The sequence below is a fragment of the Pseudomonas moraviensis subsp. stanleyae genome, from assembly GCF_036283065.1.
GTDB lineage: Bacteria > Pseudomonadota > Gammaproteobacteria > Pseudomonadales > Pseudomonadaceae > Aquipseudomonas > Aquipseudomonas stanleyae.
On the sequence record NZ_JAADJI010000001.1, the window covers coordinates 285,244 to 305,416 of the forward strand.

The 20,173-nt window shown below is 62.4% G+C and carries 20 protein-coding genes; 16 read left to right on the plus strand and 4 right to left on the minus strand.

Features of this window, described 5'->3' with window-relative positions:
- The first annotated feature begins 7 nt into the window (after positions 1-7).
- From GXB78_RS01140 to GXB78_RS01210, 15 genes are read left to right on the plus strand one after another with little or no spacing between them, the layout of a single operon-like run.
- A complete protein-coding gene (locus GXB78_RS01140) occupies positions 8-742 on the plus strand; it encodes a glycosyltransferase family 2 protein (protein ID WP_329513810.1) in 735 nt (244 codons plus the stop codon).
- Entirely contained in the window at positions 739-1,686 is a 948-nt protein-coding gene (locus GXB78_RS01145; RefSeq protein ID WP_252877294.1) for an LpxL/LpxP family acyltransferase, read from the plus strand. Before GXB78_RS01140 ends, GXB78_RS01145 begins: the two co-directional genes overlap by 4 nt.
- Positions 1,667-3,211, plus strand: coding sequence for an HAL/PAL/TAL family ammonia-lyase (locus GXB78_RS01150; RefSeq protein ID WP_329513811.1), 1,545 nt, complete (start codon positions 1,667-1,669; stop codon positions 3,209-3,211). The genes GXB78_RS01145 and GXB78_RS01150 overlap by 20 nt, the downstream gene beginning before the upstream one ends.
- Positions 3,204-3,629: an acyl-CoA thioesterase gene (locus GXB78_RS01155; protein ID WP_329513812.1), complete on the plus strand. Its 426-nt coding sequence runs from the start codon at positions 3,204-3,206 to the stop codon at positions 3,627-3,629. Before GXB78_RS01150 ends, GXB78_RS01155 begins: the two co-directional genes overlap by 8 nt.
- Positions 3,626-4,228 (plus strand): outer membrane lipoprotein carrier protein LolA, encoded by a 603-nt coding sequence (locus GXB78_RS01160; protein WP_329513813.1) that lies wholly within the window; start codon positions 3,626-3,628, stop codon positions 4,226-4,228. Before GXB78_RS01155 ends, GXB78_RS01160 begins: the two co-directional genes overlap by 4 nt.
- Positions 4,212-6,542: an MMPL family transporter gene (locus tag GXB78_RS01165; RefSeq protein ID WP_329513814.1), complete on the plus strand. Its 2,331-nt coding sequence runs from the start codon at positions 4,212-4,214 to the stop codon at positions 6,540-6,542. Before GXB78_RS01160 ends, GXB78_RS01165 begins: the two co-directional genes overlap by 17 nt.
- Positions 6,539-7,702: a cation:proton antiporter gene (locus tag GXB78_RS01170; RefSeq protein ID WP_329513815.1), complete on the plus strand. Its 1,164-nt coding sequence runs from the start codon at positions 6,539-6,541 to the stop codon at positions 7,700-7,702. Before GXB78_RS01165 ends, GXB78_RS01170 begins: the two co-directional genes overlap by 4 nt.
- A complete protein-coding gene (locus tag GXB78_RS01175) occupies positions 7,689-8,936 on the plus strand; it encodes an NAD(P)/FAD-dependent oxidoreductase (RefSeq protein ID WP_329513816.1) in 1,248 nt (415 codons plus the stop codon). The genes GXB78_RS01170 and GXB78_RS01175 overlap by 14 nt, the downstream gene beginning before the upstream one ends.
- Positions 8,933-9,658, plus strand: coding sequence for a class I SAM-dependent methyltransferase (locus GXB78_RS01180; protein ID WP_329513817.1), 726 nt, complete (start codon positions 8,933-8,935; stop codon positions 9,656-9,658). Before GXB78_RS01175 ends, GXB78_RS01180 begins: the two co-directional genes overlap by 4 nt.
- Entirely contained in the window at positions 9,658-10,269 is a 612-nt protein-coding gene (locus GXB78_RS01185; RefSeq protein WP_329513818.1) for a hypothetical protein, read from the plus strand. Before GXB78_RS01180 ends, GXB78_RS01185 begins: the two co-directional genes overlap by 1 nt.
- Positions 10,266-11,462 carry a beta-ketoacyl-[acyl-carrier-protein] synthase family protein gene (locus tag GXB78_RS01190; protein WP_329513819.1) on the plus strand — a complete coding sequence of 399 codons (1,197 nt, stop codon included), beginning with the start codon at positions 10,266-10,268 and terminating at the stop codon, positions 11,460-11,462. The genes GXB78_RS01185 and GXB78_RS01190 overlap by 4 nt, the downstream gene beginning before the upstream one ends.
- A complete protein-coding gene (locus GXB78_RS01195; RefSeq protein ID WP_329513820.1) occupies positions 11,459-11,923 on the plus strand; it encodes a hotdog family protein in 465 nt (154 codons plus the stop codon). The genes GXB78_RS01190 and GXB78_RS01195 overlap by 4 nt, the downstream gene beginning before the upstream one ends.
- Positions 11,916-12,644, plus strand: a complete 729-nt coding sequence (gene fabG, locus GXB78_RS01200; RefSeq protein ID WP_329513821.1) for a 3-oxoacyl-ACP reductase FabG — start codon at positions 11,916-11,918, stop codon at positions 12,642-12,644. Before GXB78_RS01195 ends, fabG begins: the two co-directional genes overlap by 8 nt.
- Positions 12,644-13,870, plus strand: coding sequence for a beta-ketoacyl-ACP synthase (locus tag GXB78_RS01205; protein ID WP_329513822.1), 1,227 nt, complete (start codon positions 12,644-12,646; stop codon positions 13,868-13,870). Before fabG ends, GXB78_RS01205 begins: the two co-directional genes overlap by 1 nt.
- Before the next feature lie 29 nt (positions 13,871-13,899).
- Entirely contained in the window at positions 13,900-14,343 is a 444-nt protein-coding gene (locus GXB78_RS01210; RefSeq protein WP_064363258.1) for a hypothetical protein, read from the plus strand.
- A gap of 114 nt (positions 14,344-14,457) precedes the next feature.
- On the opposite strand, the gene GXB78_RS01215 is transcribed toward GXB78_RS01210, so the two are convergent.
- A complete protein-coding gene (locus tag GXB78_RS01215) occupies positions 14,458-14,643 on the minus strand; it encodes a transcriptional regulator (protein WP_329513823.1) in 186 nt (61 codons plus the stop codon).
- A 256-nt stretch (positions 14,644-14,899) separates the two neighbouring features.
- Positions 14,900-15,802, minus strand: a complete 903-nt coding sequence (locus GXB78_RS01220; protein ID WP_329513824.1) for a LysR family transcriptional regulator — start codon at positions 15,800-15,802, stop codon at positions 14,900-14,902.
- A gap of 119 nt (positions 15,803-15,921) precedes the next feature.
- Here GXB78_RS01220 and GXB78_RS01225 point away from each other — a divergent pair, with 119 nt between their 5' ends.
- Complete coding sequence (locus GXB78_RS01225) at positions 15,922-17,196, plus strand: MFS transporter (RefSeq protein WP_329513825.1); 1,275 nt, start codon at positions 15,922-15,924, stop codon at positions 17,194-17,196.
- A 176-nt stretch (positions 17,197-17,372) separates the two neighbouring features.
- On the opposite strand, the gene hemE is transcribed toward GXB78_RS01225, so the two are convergent.
- Together hemE and GXB78_RS01235 are read right to left on the minus strand one after the other, a co-directional pair.
- Positions 17,373-18,440, minus strand: coding sequence for a uroporphyrinogen decarboxylase (gene hemE, locus GXB78_RS01230; protein ID WP_329513826.1), 1,068 nt, complete (start codon positions 18,438-18,440; stop codon positions 17,373-17,375).
- Positions 18,441-18,692: 252 nt separating this feature from the next.
- Complete coding sequence (locus GXB78_RS01235) at positions 18,693-20,111, minus strand: FAD-dependent oxidoreductase (protein WP_008077243.1); 1,419 nt, start codon at positions 20,109-20,111, stop codon at positions 18,693-18,695.
- Positions 20,112-20,173: the final 62 nt, after the last annotated feature.

A 20,173-nucleotide genomic window follows, 5' to 3' on the forward strand; every position in this document is an offset into this window, starting at 1 on the left:
GTATTCCATGCATAACCCTTGCGCTGTGATCCCGGTGTACAACCACGAAACCGCAATCACCACCGTAGTCGATGCCCTGCTCGCGCAAGGTCTGCCGTGCATTCTGGTGGATGACGCCAGCGAGCCGTCCTGTGCACGGGTGCTCGACACCCTGGCCGAGCGCGACAGGGTTTTTCTGGTGCGCCTGACGGCCAATCAGGGCAAGGGTGGCGCGGTGATGACCGGTCTGCGCGAAGCTTCGCGCCTGGGCTACAGCCATGCCTTGCAGGTGGATGCCGACGGCCAGCACGATTTGCACGATGTCGCGCGCTTCGTCGGCGAATCCCGCGCCCATCCCGCGGCGATGATCTGCGGTTATCCGCTGTACGACGAGAGCGTGCCGAAAGGCCGTTTGTACGCGCGCTACCTGACCCACGTAATGGTGTGGATCAACACCCTGTCGTTGCAGATTCGCGATTCGATGTGCGGCTTCCGCGTCTACCCGCTGGCGTCGACTCTGGCGGTGATCGACTCGGCCAAAGTCGGCAAGCGCATGGATTTCGACTCGGATATTCTCGTGCGTCTGGCCTGGCGCAATCAGCCGATGCGCTGGCTGCAGACCAGCGTGCATTACCCGCTGGACGGCGTGTCGCACTTTCGCCTGTTCCACGACAACGCGCTGATTTCGAGCATGCACACGCGGCTGTTCTTCGGCATGTTGCTGCGTTGGCCGGTGATTCTTTGGCGGCGGTGGAAACCATGAGCGAAGAAGTCGACAAAAAGCACTGGGCCGACCGCGAAGAACGCGGCAGTTTCCTGCTGATGAAATTCACCGCGTTCGCCGCCAAAGTGCTTGGCCGGCGCCTGCTCAGTCCGTTGCTGTACGGCATCGTGCTGTATTTTTTCCTGTTCGGCCGCGTCGCCCGGCGCAGTGCCTGGCAGTACCAGCAGCGTCTGGCCGAGTGGAGCCGGCGCGACGACCTGCGCCCGAGCCACTGGCGGGTGTTCGGCCAGTTCATGACTTTTGCCGATTCGCTACTCGACAAGCTCGATGTGTGGAACGGCAAGCTGAGCATCGAGCAGATCGAAATCATCGACCCGGCGCTGCTGCGCAAGCAGTTGCGCGGCAGTCGCGGGCAACTGCTGGTCGGCGCGCATCTGGGCAATCTCGAAGTCTGCCGGGCGCTGGCGGAGATCGGCGAAAAGGTCACCATGAACGTGCTGGTGCACACCAAGCACGCCGAGCAGTTCAACCGTTTGCTCGGCGAGGCCGGGGCGACCAATCTGCGCCTGATTCAGGTCAGCGAACTCGACCCGGTGATCATGCTGCAACTGCACGAACGACTGGAGCGTGGCGAATGGCTGGCGATTGCCGGTGACCGCGTGCCGCTGCACGGCGGGCGCAGTGTCACTGTGGATTTTCTCGGCCATCCGGCGCCGTTCCCGCAAGGCCCGTGGCTGCTGGCCGGTCTGCTCAAGTGCCCGGTCAATCTGCTGATGTGCCTCAAGCAACCTGACGGCCACTATCGCCTGAACCTCGAACCGTTCGCCGACGCCGTGGTGTGGACACGCCGCGAGCGCGAGCAGGTCATTCATCAGTGGGCCACCCGCTACGCGCAGCGCCTGAGTCACTATTGCCTCGAAGCCCCGCAGCAATGGTTCAACTTCTACCCTTTCTGGAAAACCGATGACGACGCCAACCCATGAGCCGGTAACCTTCGGCGAACGCCCTTTGCGCATCGAAGACGTGCTGGCCCTGGCCAACCGTCAGGCGCCCGTGCAGTTGCAGGCTGACGCCGACTATCGCGAGCGCATCGCCAAGGGCGCGCGTTTTCTCGATTCGCTGCTGGACAAGGAAGGCGTGATCTACGGCGTCACCACCGGTTACGGCGATTCCTGCGTGGTCGCGGTGCCGCTGCATCACGTCGAGGCGCTGCCGCGTCATCTCTACACCTTTCATGGTTGCGGCCTGGGCAAACTGCTCGACGCACAAGCCACCCGTGCGGTGCTGGCGGCGCGTTTGCAGTCGTTGTGTCATGGCGTATCCGGGGTGCGCGTGGAACTGCTCGAGCGTCTGCATGCGTTTCTTGAATACGACATCCTGCCGCTGATTCCCGAAGAAGGCTCGGTCGGTGCCAGCGGCGATCTGACGCCGTTGTCCTATGTCGCCGCAACCCTGTCCGGCGAGCGCGAAGTGATGTTCCGTGGCGAGCGCCGTCAGGCTGCCGATGTGCATCGCCAACTCGGCTGGACGCCATTGGTACTGCGCCCGAAAGAAGCGCTGGCGCTGATGAACGGCACGGCGGTGATGACTGGCCTCGCCTGCCTCGCCTTCGCCCGCGCCGATTACCTGCTGCAACTGGCCACACGCATCACCGCACTCAACGTCGTCGCGCTGCAAGGTAATCCGGAGCACTTCGACGAACGCCTGTTCGCCGCCAAACCGCATCCGGGGCAAATGCAGGTGGCCGCATGGCTGCGCAAGGATCTGGCGATCGACGCGCCGACCGCGCCACTGCATCGCCTACAGGATCGCTACTCGCTGCGTTGCGCGCCGCATGTGCTCGGCGTGCTGGCCGACAGCCTGAACTGGCTGCGCGGCTTTATCGAAACCGAACTGAACAGCGCCAACGACAACCCGATCATCGACGCCGAAGCCGAGCGCGTTCTGCATGGCGGGCACTTCTACGGCGGCCACATCGCGTTCGCCATGGACAGCCTGAAAAACCTCGTGGCCAACGTCGCCGATCTGCTCGATCGGCAATTGGCGCTGCTGGTCGACGAGCGCTACAACCACGGCTTGCCGAGCAACCTCTCCGGCGCGCCGGCGGATCGGGCGATGATCAATCACGGCTTCAAGGCTGTGCAGATCGGCACCAGCGCCTGGACCGCCGAAGCGCTGAAAAACACCATGCCGGCCAGCGTGTTCTCGCGCTCCACCGAGTGCCACAACCAGGACAAGGTGAGCATGGGCACCATCGCCGCGCGTGATGCGATTCGTGTGCTGGAGCTGACCGAACAGGTCGCCGCCGCCACTCTGCTCGCCGCCAATCAGGGCGTGTGGCTGCGTGCGCAAGCCTTCGATGCGCGTCCGCTGCCGCCGGCGCTGGCGGCGATGCACGAAGAACTCGGCAAAGACTTTCCGCCGGTCATCGAAGACCGCGCGCTGGAAGGCGAACTGCGCCTGTGCCTGCAACGCATCGCCGCGCAACACTGGAGGCTGCATGCGTAGTGCCGGAGTGCTTCACGCCGATACCGAGATTCTGGTGCCGTTCTTCGACGTCGACACCATGCACGTGGTCTGGCACGGCCATTACGTCAAATACCTCGAAGTGGCGCGTTGCGCGCTGCTGGACAGGATCGGCCACAACTACACGCACATGGTCGAGTCCGGTTACGCCTGGCCGATCATTGACCTGCAGCTGCGCTACGTGCGCAGCGCGGTGTTCGGCCAACGGCTGAATGTGCGCGCCAGCCTGGTCGAGTGGGAAAACCGCCTGAAGATCAATTACCTGATCACCGACCTGCAAAGCGGCGAACGCCTGACCCGCGCCAGCTCGGTGCAGGTCGCCGTAGAAGTCGGCAGCCGCGAGATGCAACTGGCTTCACCGAAAGTCTTCACCGATGCCGTGGAAAGGATGCTGCGATGAATGTGTTTTTCAAAAGCCTTGGCGTGTTGACGCTGCTGGCCGTGTCGTCATGGGCCAACGCCTTCGACCTGCAACAACTCAGTGAACAACTGGCGCAACCGGACGTGATTCACGGCCAGTTCATTCAGGAAAAACACCTGCGCGCCCTGCCGCAGCCGCTGATCAGCAAGGGCAGTTTCGTCCTCGCGAAAAATCATGGCCTGCTGTGGTTGTTGAAAACTCCGCTGCAACAGGATTACCGCATCACCGCCAAAGGCATCGCCCGCCGCGACACCAACGGCTGGCAACTGCTGCCGAACAAGAGCGCCGGCGCCGAGCAGAACCGTCTGTTCCTGGCTGTGCTGCAAGGTGACAGCAGCGGTTTGCAACGGGATTTCGAGCTGGCCCTGAGCGGCACGGCGCAACAGTGGCAACTGAGCCTGACCCCACGCTCGATGCTGCTCAAGCAAGTGTTCAAGCAAATCAATATCGACGGCGGTGCTCTGGTACAAACCATCGAGCTGCTGGAAACCCAGGGCGACAGCACCCTGCTGCGCATGCAGGACAGCACCGCCGAGCAACCCTTGAGCGAAGCGGAGCAACATGACTTTGCCGAGTGAACGCAGGCTGCCCTGGCTGTTTCTGAGCCTGCTGCTGGCCGTCATCGCGCTGGCCGCGTGGCAGTGGCGCGACGGTGCGCCGTTGTCGGCCAATCTCATGGAGCTGGTACCCGGGACCAATCCCGACGCACTGGAGTTGCGTGCCGAGCAGCGCATGCAGGAGCCGCTCAACCGCGAAATGCTGGTGCTGGTCGGCCACGCCGATCGCCAGCAAGCGCTGACCATGGCCCGGCAACTGGGCGAACAATGGCAGGCCAGCGGTCTATTCGAAACCGTGCAGTGGAACCTGCAAGCCGACTTGCCGGCGCTGCGTACGCAATTGCTGCAAGGGCGCCTGGCGATGCTCTCGGCGGATGATCGGCAGCTGCTCAGCGAACACCCCGACGTGTTCATCCAGCAGCGGGTGCAGGCGCTGTTCGATCCGTTCAACGGCTTTACCCTGGTGCCGAGCCAGGACGATTGGCTGGGCCTGACCGGGCGCATCCAGAACAGCCAGCCGCAACACGGCGCCGTACAACTGGACATTGGCAGCGGCGCATTGGTCGCCGATGCCGACGGCAAGAGCTGGGTGATGCTGCGTGCGCGCACCACCGGCAATGCTTTCGACATGAACCTGCCGCTGCAAGTGGCGGATCTGCTCCAGCACAGCCGTGAACAGGCGGCGCAAAGCGACGTGCAGTTGCTCGCCGCCAGTGGCCTGCTCTACGCCGCCAACGGTCAGCAACAGGCCACCCGCGAAATGACCTGGGTCGGCGGTGGTGCCACGGTCGGCATTCTGCTGTTGCTGCTGTTGGCGTTTCGTCGCTGGCGCGTGTTGCTGGCGTTTGTCCCGGTGCTGGTCGGCATGCTGTTCGGCGCGGCGGCCTGCGTGGCGCTTTTCGGCCACATGCATGTGATGACGCTGGTGCTCGGTTCGAGCCTGATCGGCGTCGCCGTCGATTACCCGCTGCACTATCTGTCCAAGAGCTGGAGCCTCAAGCCGTGGCGCAGCTGGCCGGCCCTGCGTCTGACCTTGCCGGGGCTGACCCTGAGCCTGATCACCAGCGTCATCGGCTATCTGGCGCTGGCGTGGACACCGTTCCCGGCGTTGACGCAGATCGCCGTATTCTCCGCCGCCGGTTTGCTCGGCGCCTATCTGTCAGCGGTCTGCCTGCTGCCGGCGCTGCTGAAAAATGTCGAACTGCGCCCGGCGCAGTGGCCGCTGCGTCTGGCCAAACGCCTGATTCATCTGCGCGAGGCGCTGCTCGGTTGCATGCGCACGCCCGTGCTGCTGGCTCTGCTGATTGCCTTCTGCGTCGGCGGCCTGATGCAGTTGCAGAGCAAAAACGACATCCGCCAATGGGTCGGTGCGCCGCAGCATCTGACCGACGAAGCGCAGACCATCGCGCGCATTACTGGCTATCAGCCGACCAGCCAGTTCTTCCTCGTCCGCGCCGCCAATCAGGAGCAATTGCTCGAGCGCCAGGCGGCGCTGAGCGAGCGTCTGCAGCAACTGGTCAACCTCGACAAGCTGCAAGGCTTTCTCGCCCTCGATCAACTGGTCAGCGCGCCGAGCCAGCAACAGCAAGTGCGCGAATCACTCAACACGCTGCCATCGTTCTGGCAGCCGCTGCTCGACCTCGGCGTGCCAGCGGCGGCTTTGCAAAACGAATTGCAACAGTTGCAGACCCTGCCCGCCGAAGACATTGATGCCGCGCTGGCCGGCCCGCTCGGCGAGCCGTACCGAACGCTATGGCTTGGCCCTACGGAAGACGGCGTTGCGGCGATGACCAGCCTGCAAGGCTTGAACAATCCGTCGTTGCTGCGCGTGCAAGCGCTGGACTTGCCGGGAGTGGTGCTGGTCGATCGCCTCGGTGATCTGAACAAGGTGTTCGCCGCCACGCAGATCAGCGCCGCCGAACTGAAACTCGCCTCCTGCGTGCTGATCGTGCTGGTGCTGATCCTGCCGTTCGGCCTGACCGGCGCGCTGCGTATCGTTGCCCTGCCGCTGCTGGCGGCGCTGTGCAGTCTGGCCAGCCTCGGCTGGCTCGGACAGCCGCTGACCCTGTTCAGCCTGTTCGGCCTGCTGCTGGTGACGGCAATCAGCGTCGACTACGCAATCCTCATGCGTGAACAGGTCGGCGGCGCGGCGGTGAGTCTGCTCGGCACCCTCCTCGCAGCCGTCACCACTTGGCTGTCGTTCGGCCTGCTGGCGGTGTCCAGCACGCCGGCGGTGAGCAACTTCGGCCTGTCGGTAAGCCTCGGCCTGGCGTTCAGCTTCATGCTCGCACCGTGGGCCGGGCGCCATGCACCGGTTGCGGAGACAGCAGCATGATGGTTGTCGGTTTCTGGCTGCTGGCCCTGGCGCTGTTTGCCCTGGCGACCCGGGTCGGCCGCCATTTCGGCCTGATTCCGATCGTCAGTCAGTTGCTGCTGGCAAGCTTCGGTTTGCCGCTGCTGATGTACTTCTGGATCGAGCCGGGCTGGCAGCTCAGCGGCGCACAACTGATCGCGCCGGACTGGCTGAAAAATCTCTACAGCCTGAGCTTCGCCTTGCTGCTCGGGCACATCCTCAGTGATGTGATCGACCTGAAACTCGATCGCCAGAGCGTAAAAATTGCCCTGCCGAGCTTCATCGTGCCATTCGCCTGCGGTCTGGCAGCAGCGTACTGGCTGTTGCCCGCGCAGCCATGGCTCAACTCACTGGCGATCGGACTGGTCTTCGCCATTACCGCAATCCCGGTGTTGTACCTGTATCTGCGCCATATCGATTACCCAGCCGCAGCCACCCGGCGTCTGGTGCAGACCGCCATCCTCATCGACCTGACCTGCTGGACGCTGTTCGGCCTCGCCCAGGGCAGCCTGCACTTGAGCAGCTTGTTGCTGCCGGTGGCCATGGCCGGGGTGCCGCTGCTCTTGTATCTGCTGCGAGTGCGCCGTCCGCTGACCTATAGCCTCGGCTTCTTCGCCCTGCTGGTGCTGGCCGAGCATTACAAACTCAATGCGCTGATTTTCGGCATCGGTTATCTGCTGTGCATGGCGCTGCTGAAAGTGCCGCTGGTGCTGCCGTTGCCGGCGCGCTGGATGAGCCGCTTGCAGACGTGGATCGCGATCCCGCTGATCCTCACGTTCGGCATAGTGCAGATCGACGTGCACAGCGCCCTGGCCAGTCTTGGCGCCGGGCAGTGGGCGGCGCTGCTGCTGTTGCCGATTGCCAGTAAACTGCTCGGCAACTGGCTCGGTCTCGGCTGGGCCGGCGCCTCGTTTGCCGGCGCCAGCCGCTGGCGCGAAAGCGTGCTGCTGAACATTCGCGGCCTGAGCGAAATCGTCTTCCTCAACCTGTTGTTGCAACAACAGCTCATCACCCCGGCGCTGTATTTCGCGCTGATGCTGATGGGCCTGATCGCGACGCTGCTGCCGGCCCTGATCGGCCTGCACCGCGCGCCCCTGAATCTGAACAGTCCTTTGCCCCGGAGCTCACGTGCCAATCGTTGAAATGGAATCCCGTCAGGTCGTGATCATCGGTGCCGGCCCGTCCGGCGCTATCGCCGCCGCCCTGCTCAAACGCAAGGGCCACGATGTGCTGGTGCTTGAGCGCCAGCACTTCCCACGCTTCTCCATTGGCGAAAGCCTACTCAGCCACTGCCTGGATTTCGTCGAAGAAGCCGGCATGCTCGACGCCGTCAACGCCGCTGGTTTCCAGCGCAAGACCGGCGCAGCGTTTGCCTGGGGCGAGCGCTACAGCGCCTTCGATTTTGGCGATACCTTCACCGCCGGCAAGCCGACCACGTTCCAAGTGCAGCGCGCCGATTTCGACAAGTTGCTGGCCGATCAGGCGGCGCTGCAAGGCGCGGAGATCCGCTATGGCGATGCGATTGTCAGCGTCGATTTCGAGCGGGCGAAACCACAACTCGATGTGCGTCGCGAAGACGGCAGCGAGTACTGCGTCGAAGCCGAATTCGTGCTGGACGCCAGCGGTTACGGCCGCGTGCTTTCGCGTCTGCTGGACCTCGAAGCACCGTCGAACTTTCCGGTACGCCAGGCGGTGTTCACCCACGTCGAAGATCACATCGACAACCCGGCGTTCGACCGCGAGAAAATCCTCGTCACCACCCATCCAGAGCACCGCGATGTGTGGTTCTGGACCATCCCGTTCAGCAACGGCCGTTGCTCGGTGGGTGTGGTGGCTGCCGCCGAGCATTTCGCCGGTCGTGACGCCGATCTCGATGCCTGCCTGCGCAGTTTCATCGCCGAAACGCCAAGCCTCGCCGGGGTTCTGAACAACGCGGTCTGGGACACTCCGGCGCGTACCCTTGGCGGTTACGCGGCCAACGTGAAAACCCTGCACGGCCCGGGTTTCGCGCTGCTGGGCAACGCCGCAGAGTTCCTCGACCCGGTGTTCTCCTCCGGCGTGACCATCGCCATGCGTTCGGCGAGCATGGCCGCCGGCGTGCTGCATCGTCAGTTGCAGGGCGAAACGGTCGACTGGCAAAGCGAGTTTGCCGAGCCGCTGAAACGCGGCGTCGACACCTTCCGCTGCTACGTCGAAGGCTGGTACGCCGGGACCTTCCAGGACGTGATTTTCTACGAGGACAGCCAGGCAGACATTCGCCGGATGATCTGCTCGATCCTCGCCGGTTATGCCTGGGACGAGCGCAACCCGTTCGTCAGCGAAGCACGGCGCCGGCTGAAGATGATTTCCGAACTCTGCGCGCAGGACGCCTCATGAGTTACCTGAGCGACAGTTACGTCGAGGAAACCCGCTTCGGTTTCTGGTTCCTGCGCAGCCATACCTGGCAGCACCATGTGTTGCGCGTGGCGATCAATGATCTGCGTGGACTGTTCAGTGAAGCGCTGCCGGAACACCCGGTGCTGTTGGACGCCGGTTGCGGTCAGGGCAAGTCGTTCGCTCACTTGCGCCAGACCTTTGCCCCGCAGCGACTGATCGGCGTCGACGCCGACCCGCACAGCCTGCGTCTCAGCGCCGAAGAGGCCACGCGCCTTGGCCTGGAGGTGGAACTGATCGGCAGCGACTGCGCCACGCTCAACGTCGCGGACGCCAGTGTCGACCTGCTGTTCTGTCACCAGACGTTCCATCATCTGATCGAGCAGGAAAAGGCCTTGGCCGAGTTCTATCGCGTGTTGAAACCGGGCGGCTATCTGCTGTTCGCCGAGTCCACCGAGGCTTACATTGATACCTGGGTGATCCGCTGGCTGTTCCGCCATCCGATGCACGTACAAAAGAGCGCCGCCGGGTATCTGCAGATGATTCGTGAGCAGGGTTTCGAGTTTGCCGAGCGCAATGTGTCCTACCCGTATCTGTGGTGGAGCCGGTCGAAGGATTTCGGCTTGCTGGAGCGGTTTGGCTTGAGTAAACCCAAGCCATTCGGACAGCGCGAAGAGACGCTGGTGAATGTCGTCGCGCGCAAGCCATTGCAGGAATCTGTCTGATGTACGGCTATCGATCTGAACACCTGAAAACCTGTGGGAGCGAGCCTGCTCGCGAAAGCGGTGTATCAGTCAGCAAAGGTGGCGAATGTCAGATTGCATTCGCGAGCAGGCTCGCTCCCACAGGGTTTGCTGCATGGCTGGCGATCGTTTTGTCAGCCTTGCTGTTGAGCGCCTGCGCCAGCCAGCCGCCGCTGCCAGCGGCCAACCCGACGCTGCCCCTGCCGCTGCAACTGCACATCGAACGTGAGCAAGCCGGACAGCGTCAGGACTGGCTGCTGGTGATCCAGCGCGAAGGCGCCGGCACGCGCTGGTCAATGATGGATCCGCTGGGCATTCCCCAGGCCCGTCAGCAACTGATCAACGGGCACTGGCAGGCCGATGGTCTGCTGCCACCGAACCCGGAGGCCCGTGAATTGTTCGCCGCTTTGCTGTTCGCCCTGACGCCGTCCGCCGAGCTGCTGCGCAACTATCCCGACGCCCGGCAACAATCCGATCAGCGTTCACTGCCGGCGCGCTGGAACGTTCGCTATTCACAACCGTTGAGCTTCGAATTGAACCTGCCCCAAGGCCCGCACTATCGCGTTTCCCAGTTAGGTGAATCGACGCCATGACCGCTTACCTGAATGCCCTCGGCGTGATCTGCGCCCTGGGCCGCGACAAGTCTGAAGTCGCGCGCAACCTGTTTGCCGGTGACTGCTCGGGGATGCGCCGCGAGTCCGGCTGGGTAGCCGAGCGTGAGCTGCCTGTCGCCGCGGTGCACGGTGAACTGGCGGCGATCCCGGCCGAACTGATCGAGCACAGCAGTCGCAACAATCAGCTGTTGCTGGAAGCCGCCCTGCAGATTCGTGACGACATCGATCGTGCGATCCAGACCTTCGGCCGCGAACGCATAGGCGTGGTGCTCGGCACCAGCACTTCAGGCATCGACGAGGCCAGCCGTGGTCTGGCGCATTACATCCGCGAGCAGCAGTTTCCCAACGAATACGATTATCGCCAGCAGGAACTTGGCGCCCCGGCCAACTTCCTTGCCGAATGGCTGCAACTGAGCGGCCCGGCCTACGTGATCTCCACCGCCTGCACCTCCAGCGCCCGCGCGCTGATGAGCGCCCAGCGTCTGCTCGACCTGGGCCTGTGCGATGCGGTGCTGTGTGGCGGCGTCGACAGTCTGTGCAAGCTGACGCTGAACGGTTTCTCTGCGCTGGAAGCCGTTTCCGACGAGCGCTGCAATCCGTTTTCCGTCAACCGCAACGGCATCAATATCGGCGAAGCAGCGGTGCTGTTCGTGATGAGCAAACAGCGCGGCGAAGGCCCGGGCATCGCCTTGCTCGGCGCAGGCGCCAGCTCGGATGCGCACCATATTTCCGCGCCAGAGCCGAGCGGGCGCGGCGCCCTGCAAGCAATGCAAAAAGCCCTCGGCCGCGCTGGTCTGCAAGCCGCGCAAATCAACTACCTGAACCTGCACGGCACCGCCACTCAACACAACGACGCCATGGAAAGTCTGGCGGTCGCGGCGCTGTTTGCCGAAGGCGTCGCCTGCTCGTCGACCAAGCCGCTGACCGGCCACACCCTCGGCGCGGCTGGCGCACTGGAAGCGGCGTTCTGCTGGCTGAGCCTGAGCGCCGATAACCCTGAACAGGCATTGCCGCCACACATCTGGGATGGCCACGCCGATCCCGCGCTGCCGCCACTCCAGTGGGTGACCGCGAGCGAACGCCTGACGTCCATTGCACCGCGCTATCTGATGAGCAACTCGTTTGCCTTCGGCGGCAACAACGTCAGCCTGATAATCGGAGACGCCCCATGAGCCACTGGCCGCTCGCCGAACTGCTGCCGCATGCCGGCGACATGATCCTGATCGACGCGATCGAGCGTTTCGACGACGAGCAGATTTTCACACGCCTGACGGTCAAGCCCGACGGCCTGTTCAACCTGCCCGACGGCAGCCTGCCGGCGTGGGTCGGCGTCGAGCTGATGGCGCAGAGCGTCGCCGCTTTCGCCGGTTGCCACTCCCGGCAAAAAGGCAAACCGCCAGAGCTGGGCTTTCTGCTTGGCACGCGTAAATTCGAGTGCAATGTCGAAGCCTTTGCGCCTGGCAGCGAGCTGACCATCCATGGTCTGCGCTCGCTGGAAGACGATAACGGCATGGGCGTATTCGAATGCCATATCCACGGCGATGGCATTCATGCCAGCGCTCGGCTGAACGTGTTCCGTCCGCCCGAAGCCAACCAATATCTGCAACAGAAAAAGGAGTCGCACGATGACTGAATCCGTACTGGTCACCGGCTCCAGCCGTGGCATCGGCCGCGCCATTGCCTTGCGTCTGGCGCAGGCCGGGCACGATATCGTCCTGCATTGCCGTAGCGGCATGACCGAAACCCAAGCGGTGCAGGCGGAAATCGAAGCGCTGGGGCGTAAGGCGCGCATCCTGCAATTCGACGTCGCCGACCGCGAAACCTGCAAAAGCATTCTCGAAGCCGATGTCGAAAGCCACGGTGCCTATTACGGCGTGGTACTCAACGCCGGGCTGACCCGCGACGGCGCGTTCCCGGCGCTTAGCGATGACGACTGGGACGTGGTCCTGCGCACCAATCTCGATGGTTTCTACAACGTTTTGCACCCGGTGATGATGCCGATGATCCGTCGTCGCGCCGCCGGACGCATCGTCTGCATCACCTCGGTGTCGGGCCTGATCGGCAACCGTGGCCAGGTCAATTACAGCGCTTCGAAGGCCGGCGTGATCGGCGCGGCAAAGGCGTTGGCGATCGAGCTGGGCAAGCGCAAAATCACCGTTAACTGCGTCGCCCCGGGCCTGATCGACACAGCCATGCTCGACGAAAACGTACCGGTGGAAGAACTGATGAAAATGATCCCCGCACAGCGCATGGGCAGCCCTGAAGAAGTGGCCGCTGCGGTGAATTTCCTGATGTCGGCGGAAGCCTCGTACATCACCCGCCAGGTCCTGGCGGTCAACGGAGGCCTGTGCTGATGAAGCGCGTCGTCGTCACCGGCATGGCCGGCATCACCTCGCTGGGCAGCGACTGGCAGACCATCGCCGGCAACTTTGCGGCCAACCGCAGCGGCATTCGCCGTATGGACGAGTGGGATCGCTTCACTGAACTCAACACGCGTCTGGCCGGGCCTATCGATGACTTTGTCGTGCCGTCGCACTGGACCCGTAAACAGCTGCGCAGCATGGGCCGGGTTTCGCGCCTTGCCGTCGGCGCAGCGGAACAAGCCCTGGCCGATGCTGGCCTGCTCGGCGACGAATCGATCAAGGACGGGCGCATGGGCGTCGCCTGCGGCTCGTCCACCGGCAGCACTGACGAAATCAAAGCGTTCGGCAACATGCTGCTCAATTCGGTGGCCGAGGGGCTCAACGCCAACTCCTACGTGCGAATGATGCCGCACACCACCGCCGCCAATATCAGCATTTTCTTCGGCCTTACCGGCCGCCTGATTCCGACCTCCAGCGCCTGCACCAGCGGTAGCCAGGGCATCGGCTACGCCTACGAGGCGATCAAGTTCGGCCGCTTGCCCTTGATGCTCGCCGGCGGCGCCGAAGAGCTATGCCCGACCGAAGCCATGGTCTTCGACGCGCTCTACGCCACCAGTCTGAAAAACGATGCACCACAGACCAGCCCTCGCCCGTACGACAAGGGCCGCGACGGTCTGGTGATCGGCGAAGGCGGCGGCATGCTGGTGCTTGAGGAGCTGGAACATGCCCTCGCCCGCGGTGCACACATCCATGCCGAGATCGTCGGTTTCGGCAGCAACGCTGACGGCCAGCACACGACCCGCCCGGAACAGCTCACGATGCGCCGCGCCATGGAGCTGGCCTTGGAAGATGCTGGCCTCAGCCCGGATGCCATCGGTTATGTGAACGGCCACGGCACCGCGACCGAACAGGGCGACATTGCCGAGACACTGGCCACCAGCAGCCTGTTCGGTGAGCACATGCCGATCAGCTCGCAGAAGAGTTTTCTCGGCCACACCCTCGGCGCCTGCGGTGCGCTGGAGTCGTGGTTCAGCATCGAGATGCTCAACCGCGACCAGTACGTGCACACGTTTAACCTCGACGAGGTCGACCCGCATTGCGGCAAGCTCGATTACCTGCGCGGCGAATTCCGCCAGATGCATCACGACTACGTGATGAACAACAATTTCGCTTTTGGCGGCGTCAACACTTCGTTGATTTTCCGCCGCTGGGCATAACCGAATCAATCCAGGTCAAGGAGACCTTCATGCACTTCCACAAACTCGCCGCCGTCACCCTGCTGCTTTGCGCCCTGCCAGCAGTCAGCCAGGCCCGCGACACGGCGGTCTACCTGCCATTCGACAAAGCCGTCGCCGAGGCCACCCGCTCGGGCAAGATCGATGGCAGCGTGAAATTCTATTTGGCCGGCAACACCCCGGCCGGCAAAGTCACCGTGGTCAGCCCCGACGCCGTGACCAACAAGAAAACCAACGCCTTCAACAAATCCGACGAAGTCGCCTGCGAGTGGGTCGCCCAATCGGCAATCATCAGCCTGCACCAGGCCGCGAAAAACGCCGGCGCCAACGCCGTGACCAACATCGTCAGCTTCTACAAGCGCAACGAGCGCAAGGACGCGCAAACCTACGAATGCCACGCCGGCGCGATCATGGCGGGCGTTGCGCTGAAGGGTGATCTGGCGAAGGTTCAGTAAACGCCAAAAACGACGAAGGGCGCCGTTTGGCGCCCTTTCACAGACAGGTTGGCTTGTCATCGCCGGTTACCTGCCTGGCTCTGCGAAGGCTGGTTACCCAGGATTCTCAGAGTCTCAAAAGCCCCTTTCGGGATAGTTACTCATAATTTTAAGATGCGCTCGCTCTATGGTTTCACGCGCTTTGACAATGAACCGGTCATCATCTCCTGCTTCGTCCATACAAGCCTCCAGATAATCTTTCAGGTCCGCATCCGTCAGCAAAAAATCGGCGGAGTCCCAACGCGTGAATTTTTCGATCATGGTTCTCTTCGAGAAGTGACGAGAAAGACAAATTAGCGACGATCAGGAATGCCGACAAGACAGAGGTTTCCGGAACCGGTGTAGGAAACCCCCTAACTTCGTATGATTCAGAAATGATCACTGACCACAGAGTGTGCTGCTTCCGGCCTCTTCGCGAGCAGGCTCGCTCCCACAGGAGTTGGGAGACATACACAATTTCGGTGGAAACCCAGATCAATTGTGGGAGCGAGCCTGCTCGCGAAAGCGCCAGCCGCCTTCACACCGTCAGTGGCTCAACCTTGTACGTAAGCAGTTCGACAAACGCCCTGGCCATCGGCGATTTCTGGTCCTTGCGCTGCACCAGCCATACCGCTGAAATTGCCTCGGGATCGAGCAGCGGGCGGTAGACCACGCCGTCGATGCGCATGCGTTGGTAGGACGCCGGCAGCACCGACACACCGAGGCCCGCTGCGACCAGACCGATGATAGTCATCGCCTCCCCCGCCTCTTGGGCAAAGTGCGGGCTGAAGCCGGCGTCACGGGCCAGACTGAGCAGTTGCGCATAAAGCCCGCTGCCGTAGCTGCGCGGAAAGAACACGAACGGCTCCAGCGCCAGCGCCGAGAGAAACAGGCCTTCATCGCTACCTTGGGCCAGTGGATGCTTGGAACTGAGCACCGCCACCAACGGCTCACGCATCAGCTCCACAACACTCAGTGAATCCGGCAATCCGAGCGGGCGCATGATGCCGACTTCGATCGACTCGTCGACCAAGGCATCGGCGACCATGGTGCTGCTCATCTCGCGCAGGTTCAGATGCACAGCTGGAAAGCGCTGGCGAAACGAGAAAATCGCCTGCGGAATCGTCGAGTTGAACGGCGCCGACGAAGTGAAGCCAATCTTCAATTCGCCAAGCTCGCCAAGTTGCGCGCGGCGGGCGACGTCCGCCGCTTTGTCGACCTGCGCCAGCACCAGCCGCGCCTCTTGCAAAAACAACCTGCCCGCCTCGCTCAACTCGACCCGACGATTGGTGCGCTCGAACAATCGCGCGCCGAGCTGCTGCTCCAGCGCCTGAATCTGCTGGCTCAGCGGTGGCTGGGAGATGCCCAGCACCTGCGCGGCGCGGCCGAAATGCAGTTCTTCGGCGACGGCGATGAAGTAACGCAGATGACGTAATTCCATTGGATATCCATTAGGTCGCAAAAGCTATCAAACAGGTCGAACAATATATTGGATAGAAACATTAGCCAGCTATATGATTTTTTTCATTGCCTGCCCGGCTGTGCTTTCCGAGGTCTGAAGTGAAAACTGCTGTCGCGCCCCTTGCCCACGAAGTCCCGTCCTCTGCCGGCGACGATGCCCTCGCCGAGCTGCAGGAGATCTACATCGAAAAAGGCACGCCGGCGTTCATGCGCACCGTGCTGGCGCTGTTCTGTGGCGGCTTTGCGACGTTTGCCCTGCTCTACTGCGTGCAACCGATGATGCCGCTGCTCTCCCACGAATACGGGATCAATGCGGCGCAGAGCAGCCTGATCCTCTCGGTGGCGACCGGCATGCTGGCCTTCGGTCTGCTGATCACCGGGCCGATTTCCGACCGCATCGGCCGTAAACCGGTGATGGTCGCGGCATTGTTCGCTGCCGCGTTGTGCACCATCGCCAGTTCGATGATGCCGAGCTGGCACGGCGTGCTGATCATGCGCGCGCTGATCGGCCTGTCGTTGAGCGGTCTGGCCGCAGTGGCGATGACTTATCTGAGCGAGGAAATTCATCCACAGCACATCGGCCTGGCGATGGGTTTGTACATCGGCGGCAACGCGATCGGTGGGATGAGCGGACGTTTGATCACCGGCGTGTTGATCGACTTCGTCAGCTGGCATACGGCGATGTTGGTGATTGGCGGTATGGCAATGATCGCCGCAGCGGTGTTCTGGAAGATCCTCCCGGAGTCGCGCAACTTCCGTTCCCGCTCACTGCACCCGCGCAGTCTGCTCGATGGCTTCACCATGCACTTTCGCGACGCCGGGCTGCCGCTGCTGTTTTTCGAAGCGTTTGTGCTGATGGGCGCGTTTGTCACGCTGTTCAACTACATCGGTTATCGCTTGCTGGCCGCGCCGTACAACCTCGATCAAGTATTTGTCGGTTTGCTCTCGGTGGTCTATCTCTCGGGTATCTACAGCTCGGCGAAGATCGGTTCGCTGGCAGACAAACTGGGCCGGCGCAAAGTGCTCTGGGCGACGATTGCACTGATGTTCGCCGGACTGGCACTGACGATGTTCACGCCTCTGTTGCTGGTGATCATCGGCATGCTGGTGTTCACCTTCGGCTTCTTTGCCGCGCACTCGGTGGCGAGCAGTTGGATCGGCCGGCGGGCGTTGACGGCCAAGGGACAGGCCTCGTCGCTGTACCTGTTCAGTTATTACGCCGGGTCGAGCATTGCCGGGACGGCGGGCGGGGTGTTCTGGCATCTGGGCGGGTGGAACGGGATTGGCTTGTTTATCGGTGCGTTGTTGCTGATCGCGCTGCTGGTGGCACTGAAGCTGGCGAAGCTGCCGCCGTTGCAGGGTGTCAAAGCCTGACATAAAACCCTGTGGGAGCGAGCCTGCTCGCGAATGCACTGTGTCAGGCAACATCAGTGTTGAATGACACACCGCTTTCGCGAGCAGGCTCGCTCCCACAGTTGACTTGGGTACGACATTAGATCGTGCAAAAGAAAACGCCCGGCATAAGCCGGGCGTTTTTTATTGTGCGCTGATCACTCGTGATACTGCGCCGACAGCTCATGCACCGCACGCAGGAACGCGCCGGCATGTTCCGGATCCACCTCAGGGGTGATGCCGTGGCCGAGGTTGAACACGTGGCCACTGCCCTTGCCGTAGCTGGCCAGAATGCGCCCGACTTCAGTGCGGATCGCTTCCGGTTTGGCGTAGAGCACCGTCGGGTCCATGTTGCCTTGCAGTGCGACCTTGTCGCCGACGCGGGCGCGGGCGTTGCCGATGTCGCAGGTCCAGTCCAGGCCGAGGGCGTCAGCGCCGGCTTCGGCGATGCTTTCCAGCCACAGGCCGCCGTTTTTGGTGAAGAGGATCACCGGCACTTTGCGCCCGTCGTTCTCGCGGATCAGGCCGCTGACGATTTTCTTCATGTAGGCCAGCGAGAATTCCTGATACGCCGCTGCCGACAGGTTGCCGCCCCAGGTATCGAAGATCTGCACCGCTTGCGCACCGGCCATGATCTGGCCGTTGAGGTACGCGGTCACCGACTGCGCCAGCTTGTCGAGCAGCAGGTGCATGGCTTGCGGATTGTCGTAGAGCATGGCCTTGGTCTTGCGGAAGTCTTTCGACGAACCGCCTTCAACCATGTAGGTCGCCAGCGTCCATGGGCTGCCGGAGAAGCCGATCAGCGGTACGCGACCGTTGAGTTCACGGCGGATAGTGCTGACCGCGTCCATGACGTAGCCGAGGTCTTTGTGCGGATCGGGGATCGGCAACGCTTCGATGTCAGCGAGGGTGCTGACGACTTTCTTGAAGCGCGGGCCTTCACCGGTCTCGAAGTACAGGCCCTGGCCCATGGCATCGGGGATGGTGAGGATGTCGGAAAACAGGATCGCCGCGTCCAGTTGCGGGTAGCGATCGAGCGGTTGCAGCGTGACTTCGCAGGCGAATTCCGGATTCATGCACAGGCTCATGAAGTCGCCGGCGTGTGCGCGGCTGGCGCGGTACTCCGGCAGGTAGCGACCGGCCTGGCGCATCATCCACACAGGGGTGACGTCAACGGGTTGCTTGAGCAGGGCGCGGAGGAAACGGTCGTTCTTCAGGGCAGTCATGTCGGCATCCGGAAAAAAAGTGCGGGCATTTTCTCAGAGCGCGAGGCAAAAGGCACGGATGCAGGGCAGCCTTTTGTCTATCGAGTCAATTTATTGCGTTGGAATGCGCTATCAGCAACACAGAGAAACAACTGTGGGAGCGAGCCTGCTCGCGAAGAGGCCGGCACATCCAACATTGAAGTTGGCTGACAGACCGCTTTCGCGAGCAGGCTCGCTCCCACAGGGTTATTGCGTTTGGCTCAGGCGCCGGGGTTAGACGCCCAGGTAATCGAGGATCCCTTCAGCGGCATTGCGCCCTTCGAAGATCGCCGTCACCACCAGGTCGGAACCGCGCACCATGTCGCCACCGGCGAAGATTTTCGGGTTGCTGGTCTGGTGCTTGTACTGACCCTGCTCAGGCGCAACAACGCGCCCCTGGCTGTCGGTCTGGATTTCGAACTGTTCGAACCACGGCGCCGGGCTCGGGCGGAAGCCGAAAGCGATGACCACGGCGTCGGCCGGGATGATCTCTTCGGAACCCGGGATCGGCTCGGGGCTGCGACGGCCACGGGCGTCCGGTTCGCCGAGACGGGTCTCGACCACTTTCACGCCTTCGACCTTGTCCTCGCCGACGATGGCGATCGGCTGGCGGTTGTAGAGGAATTTCACGCCTTCTTCCTTGGCGTTCTTCACCTCTTTGCGCGAGCCGGGCATGTTCGCTTCGTCACGACGATAGGCGCAGGTCACCGACTTGGCGCCCTGGCGGATCGAGGTGCGATTGCAGTCCATCGCCGTGTCGCCACCACCAAGGACCACGACCTTCTTGCCTTTCATGTCGACGAAATCTTCCGGCGACTTTTCAAAGCCCAGGTTGCGGTTGACGTTGGCGATGAGGAAATCCAGCGCGTCGTAAACGCCCGGCAGATCCTCACCGGCAAAACCGCCCTTCATGTAGGTGTAGGTGCCCATGCCCATGAACACTGCATCGTACTCGCCGAGCAGTTGTTCCATGGTCACGTCTTTGCCGACTTCGGTGTTGAGACGGAACTCGATGCCCATGCCGGTGAAGACTTCGCGACGATTGCTCAGCACGGTCTTCTCAAGCTTGAACTCCGGGATGCCGAAGGTCAGCAAGCCACCGATTTCCGGGTTCTTGTCGAACACCACCGGGGTCACACCGCCGCGCACCAGCACGTCGGCACAACCGAGGCCCGCCGGGCCCGCGCCGATGATTGCAACACGCTTGCCGGTCGGTTTGACCTTGGACATGTCCGGGCGCCAGCCCATGGCGAACGCGGTGTCGGTAATGTACTTCTCGACCGAACCGATGGTCACCGCGCCGAAGCCGTCGTTGAGGGTGCAGGCGCCCTCGCACAGACGATCCTGCGGGCACACCCGGCCGCAGACTTCCGGCAGGGTGTTGGTCTGGTGCGACAGCTCGGCGGCCTGGAGGATGTTGCCCTCGGCCACCAGTTTCAGCCAGTTGGGAATGAAGTTGTGCACCGGGCACTTCCATTCGCAATACGGGTTGCCGCAACCCAGACAGCGGTGGGCCTGATCGGCCGACTGCTGGGGTTTGAACGGTTCGTAGATTTCGACGAACTCTTTCTTGCGTTGACGCAACAGTTTCTTCTTCGGATCCTTGCGCCCGACATCGATGAACTGGAAGTCGTTATTCAGACGTTCAGCCATTACTAAAACCTCTTACACGACAGCTCCAAGCTACAAGCTTCAAGCTGCAAGAAAATCACATT

Coding starts and splice junctions, on each gene's coding strand:
- GXB78_RS01140 (WP_329513810.1), top strand. CDS start 8: ATGCATAACCCTTGCGCTGTGATCCCGGTGTACAACCACGAAACCGCA.
- GXB78_RS01145 (WP_252877294.1), top strand. CDS start 739: ATGAGCGAAGAAGTCGACAAAAAGCACTGGGCCGACCGCGAAGAACGC.
- GXB78_RS01150 (WP_329513811.1), top strand. CDS start 1,667: ATGACGACGCCAACCCATGAGCCGGTAACCTTCGGCGAACGCCCTTTG.
- GXB78_RS01155 (WP_329513812.1), top strand. CDS start 3,204: ATGCGTAGTGCCGGAGTGCTTCACGCCGATACCGAGATTCTGGTGCCG.
- GXB78_RS01160 (WP_329513813.1), top strand. CDS start 3,626: ATGAATGTGTTTTTCAAAAGCCTTGGCGTGTTGACGCTGCTGGCCGTG.
- GXB78_RS01165 (WP_329513814.1), top strand. CDS start 4,212: ATGACTTTGCCGAGTGAACGCAGGCTGCCCTGGCTGTTTCTGAGCCTG.
- GXB78_RS01170 (WP_329513815.1), top strand. CDS start 6,539: ATGATGGTTGTCGGTTTCTGGCTGCTGGCCCTGGCGCTGTTTGCCCTG.
- GXB78_RS01180 (WP_329513817.1), top strand. CDS start 8,933: ATGAGTTACCTGAGCGACAGTTACGTCGAGGAAACCCGCTTCGGTTTC.
- GXB78_RS01185 (WP_329513818.1), top strand. CDS start 9,658: ATGTACGGCTATCGATCTGAACACCTGAAAACCTGTGGGAGCGAGCCT.
- GXB78_RS01190 (WP_329513819.1), top strand. CDS start 10,266: ATGACCGCTTACCTGAATGCCCTCGGCGTGATCTGCGCCCTGGGCCGC.
- GXB78_RS01195 (WP_329513820.1), top strand. CDS start 11,459: ATGAGCCACTGGCCGCTCGCCGAACTGCTGCCGCATGCCGGCGACATG.
- fabG (WP_329513821.1), top strand. CDS start 11,916: ATGACTGAATCCGTACTGGTCACCGGCTCCAGCCGTGGCATCGGCCGC.
- GXB78_RS01205 (WP_329513822.1), top strand. CDS start 12,644: ATGAAGCGCGTCGTCGTCACCGGCATGGCCGGCATCACCTCGCTGGGC.
- GXB78_RS01210 (WP_064363258.1), top strand. CDS start 13,900: ATGCACTTCCACAAACTCGCCGCCGTCACCCTGCTGCTTTGCGCCCTG.
- GXB78_RS01215 (WP_329513823.1), bottom strand. CDS start 14,643: ATGATCGAAAAATTCACGCGTTGGGACTCCGCCGATTTTTTGCTGACG.
- GXB78_RS01220 (WP_329513824.1), bottom strand. CDS start 15,802: ATGGAATTACGTCATCTGCGTTACTTCATCGCCGTCGCCGAAGAACTG.
- hemE (WP_329513826.1), bottom strand. CDS start 18,440: ATGACTGCCCTGAAGAACGACCGTTTCCTCCGCGCCCTGCTCAAGCAA.
- GXB78_RS01235 (WP_008077243.1), bottom strand. CDS start 20,111: ATGGCTGAACGTCTGAATAACGACTTCCAGTTCATCGATGTCGGGCGC.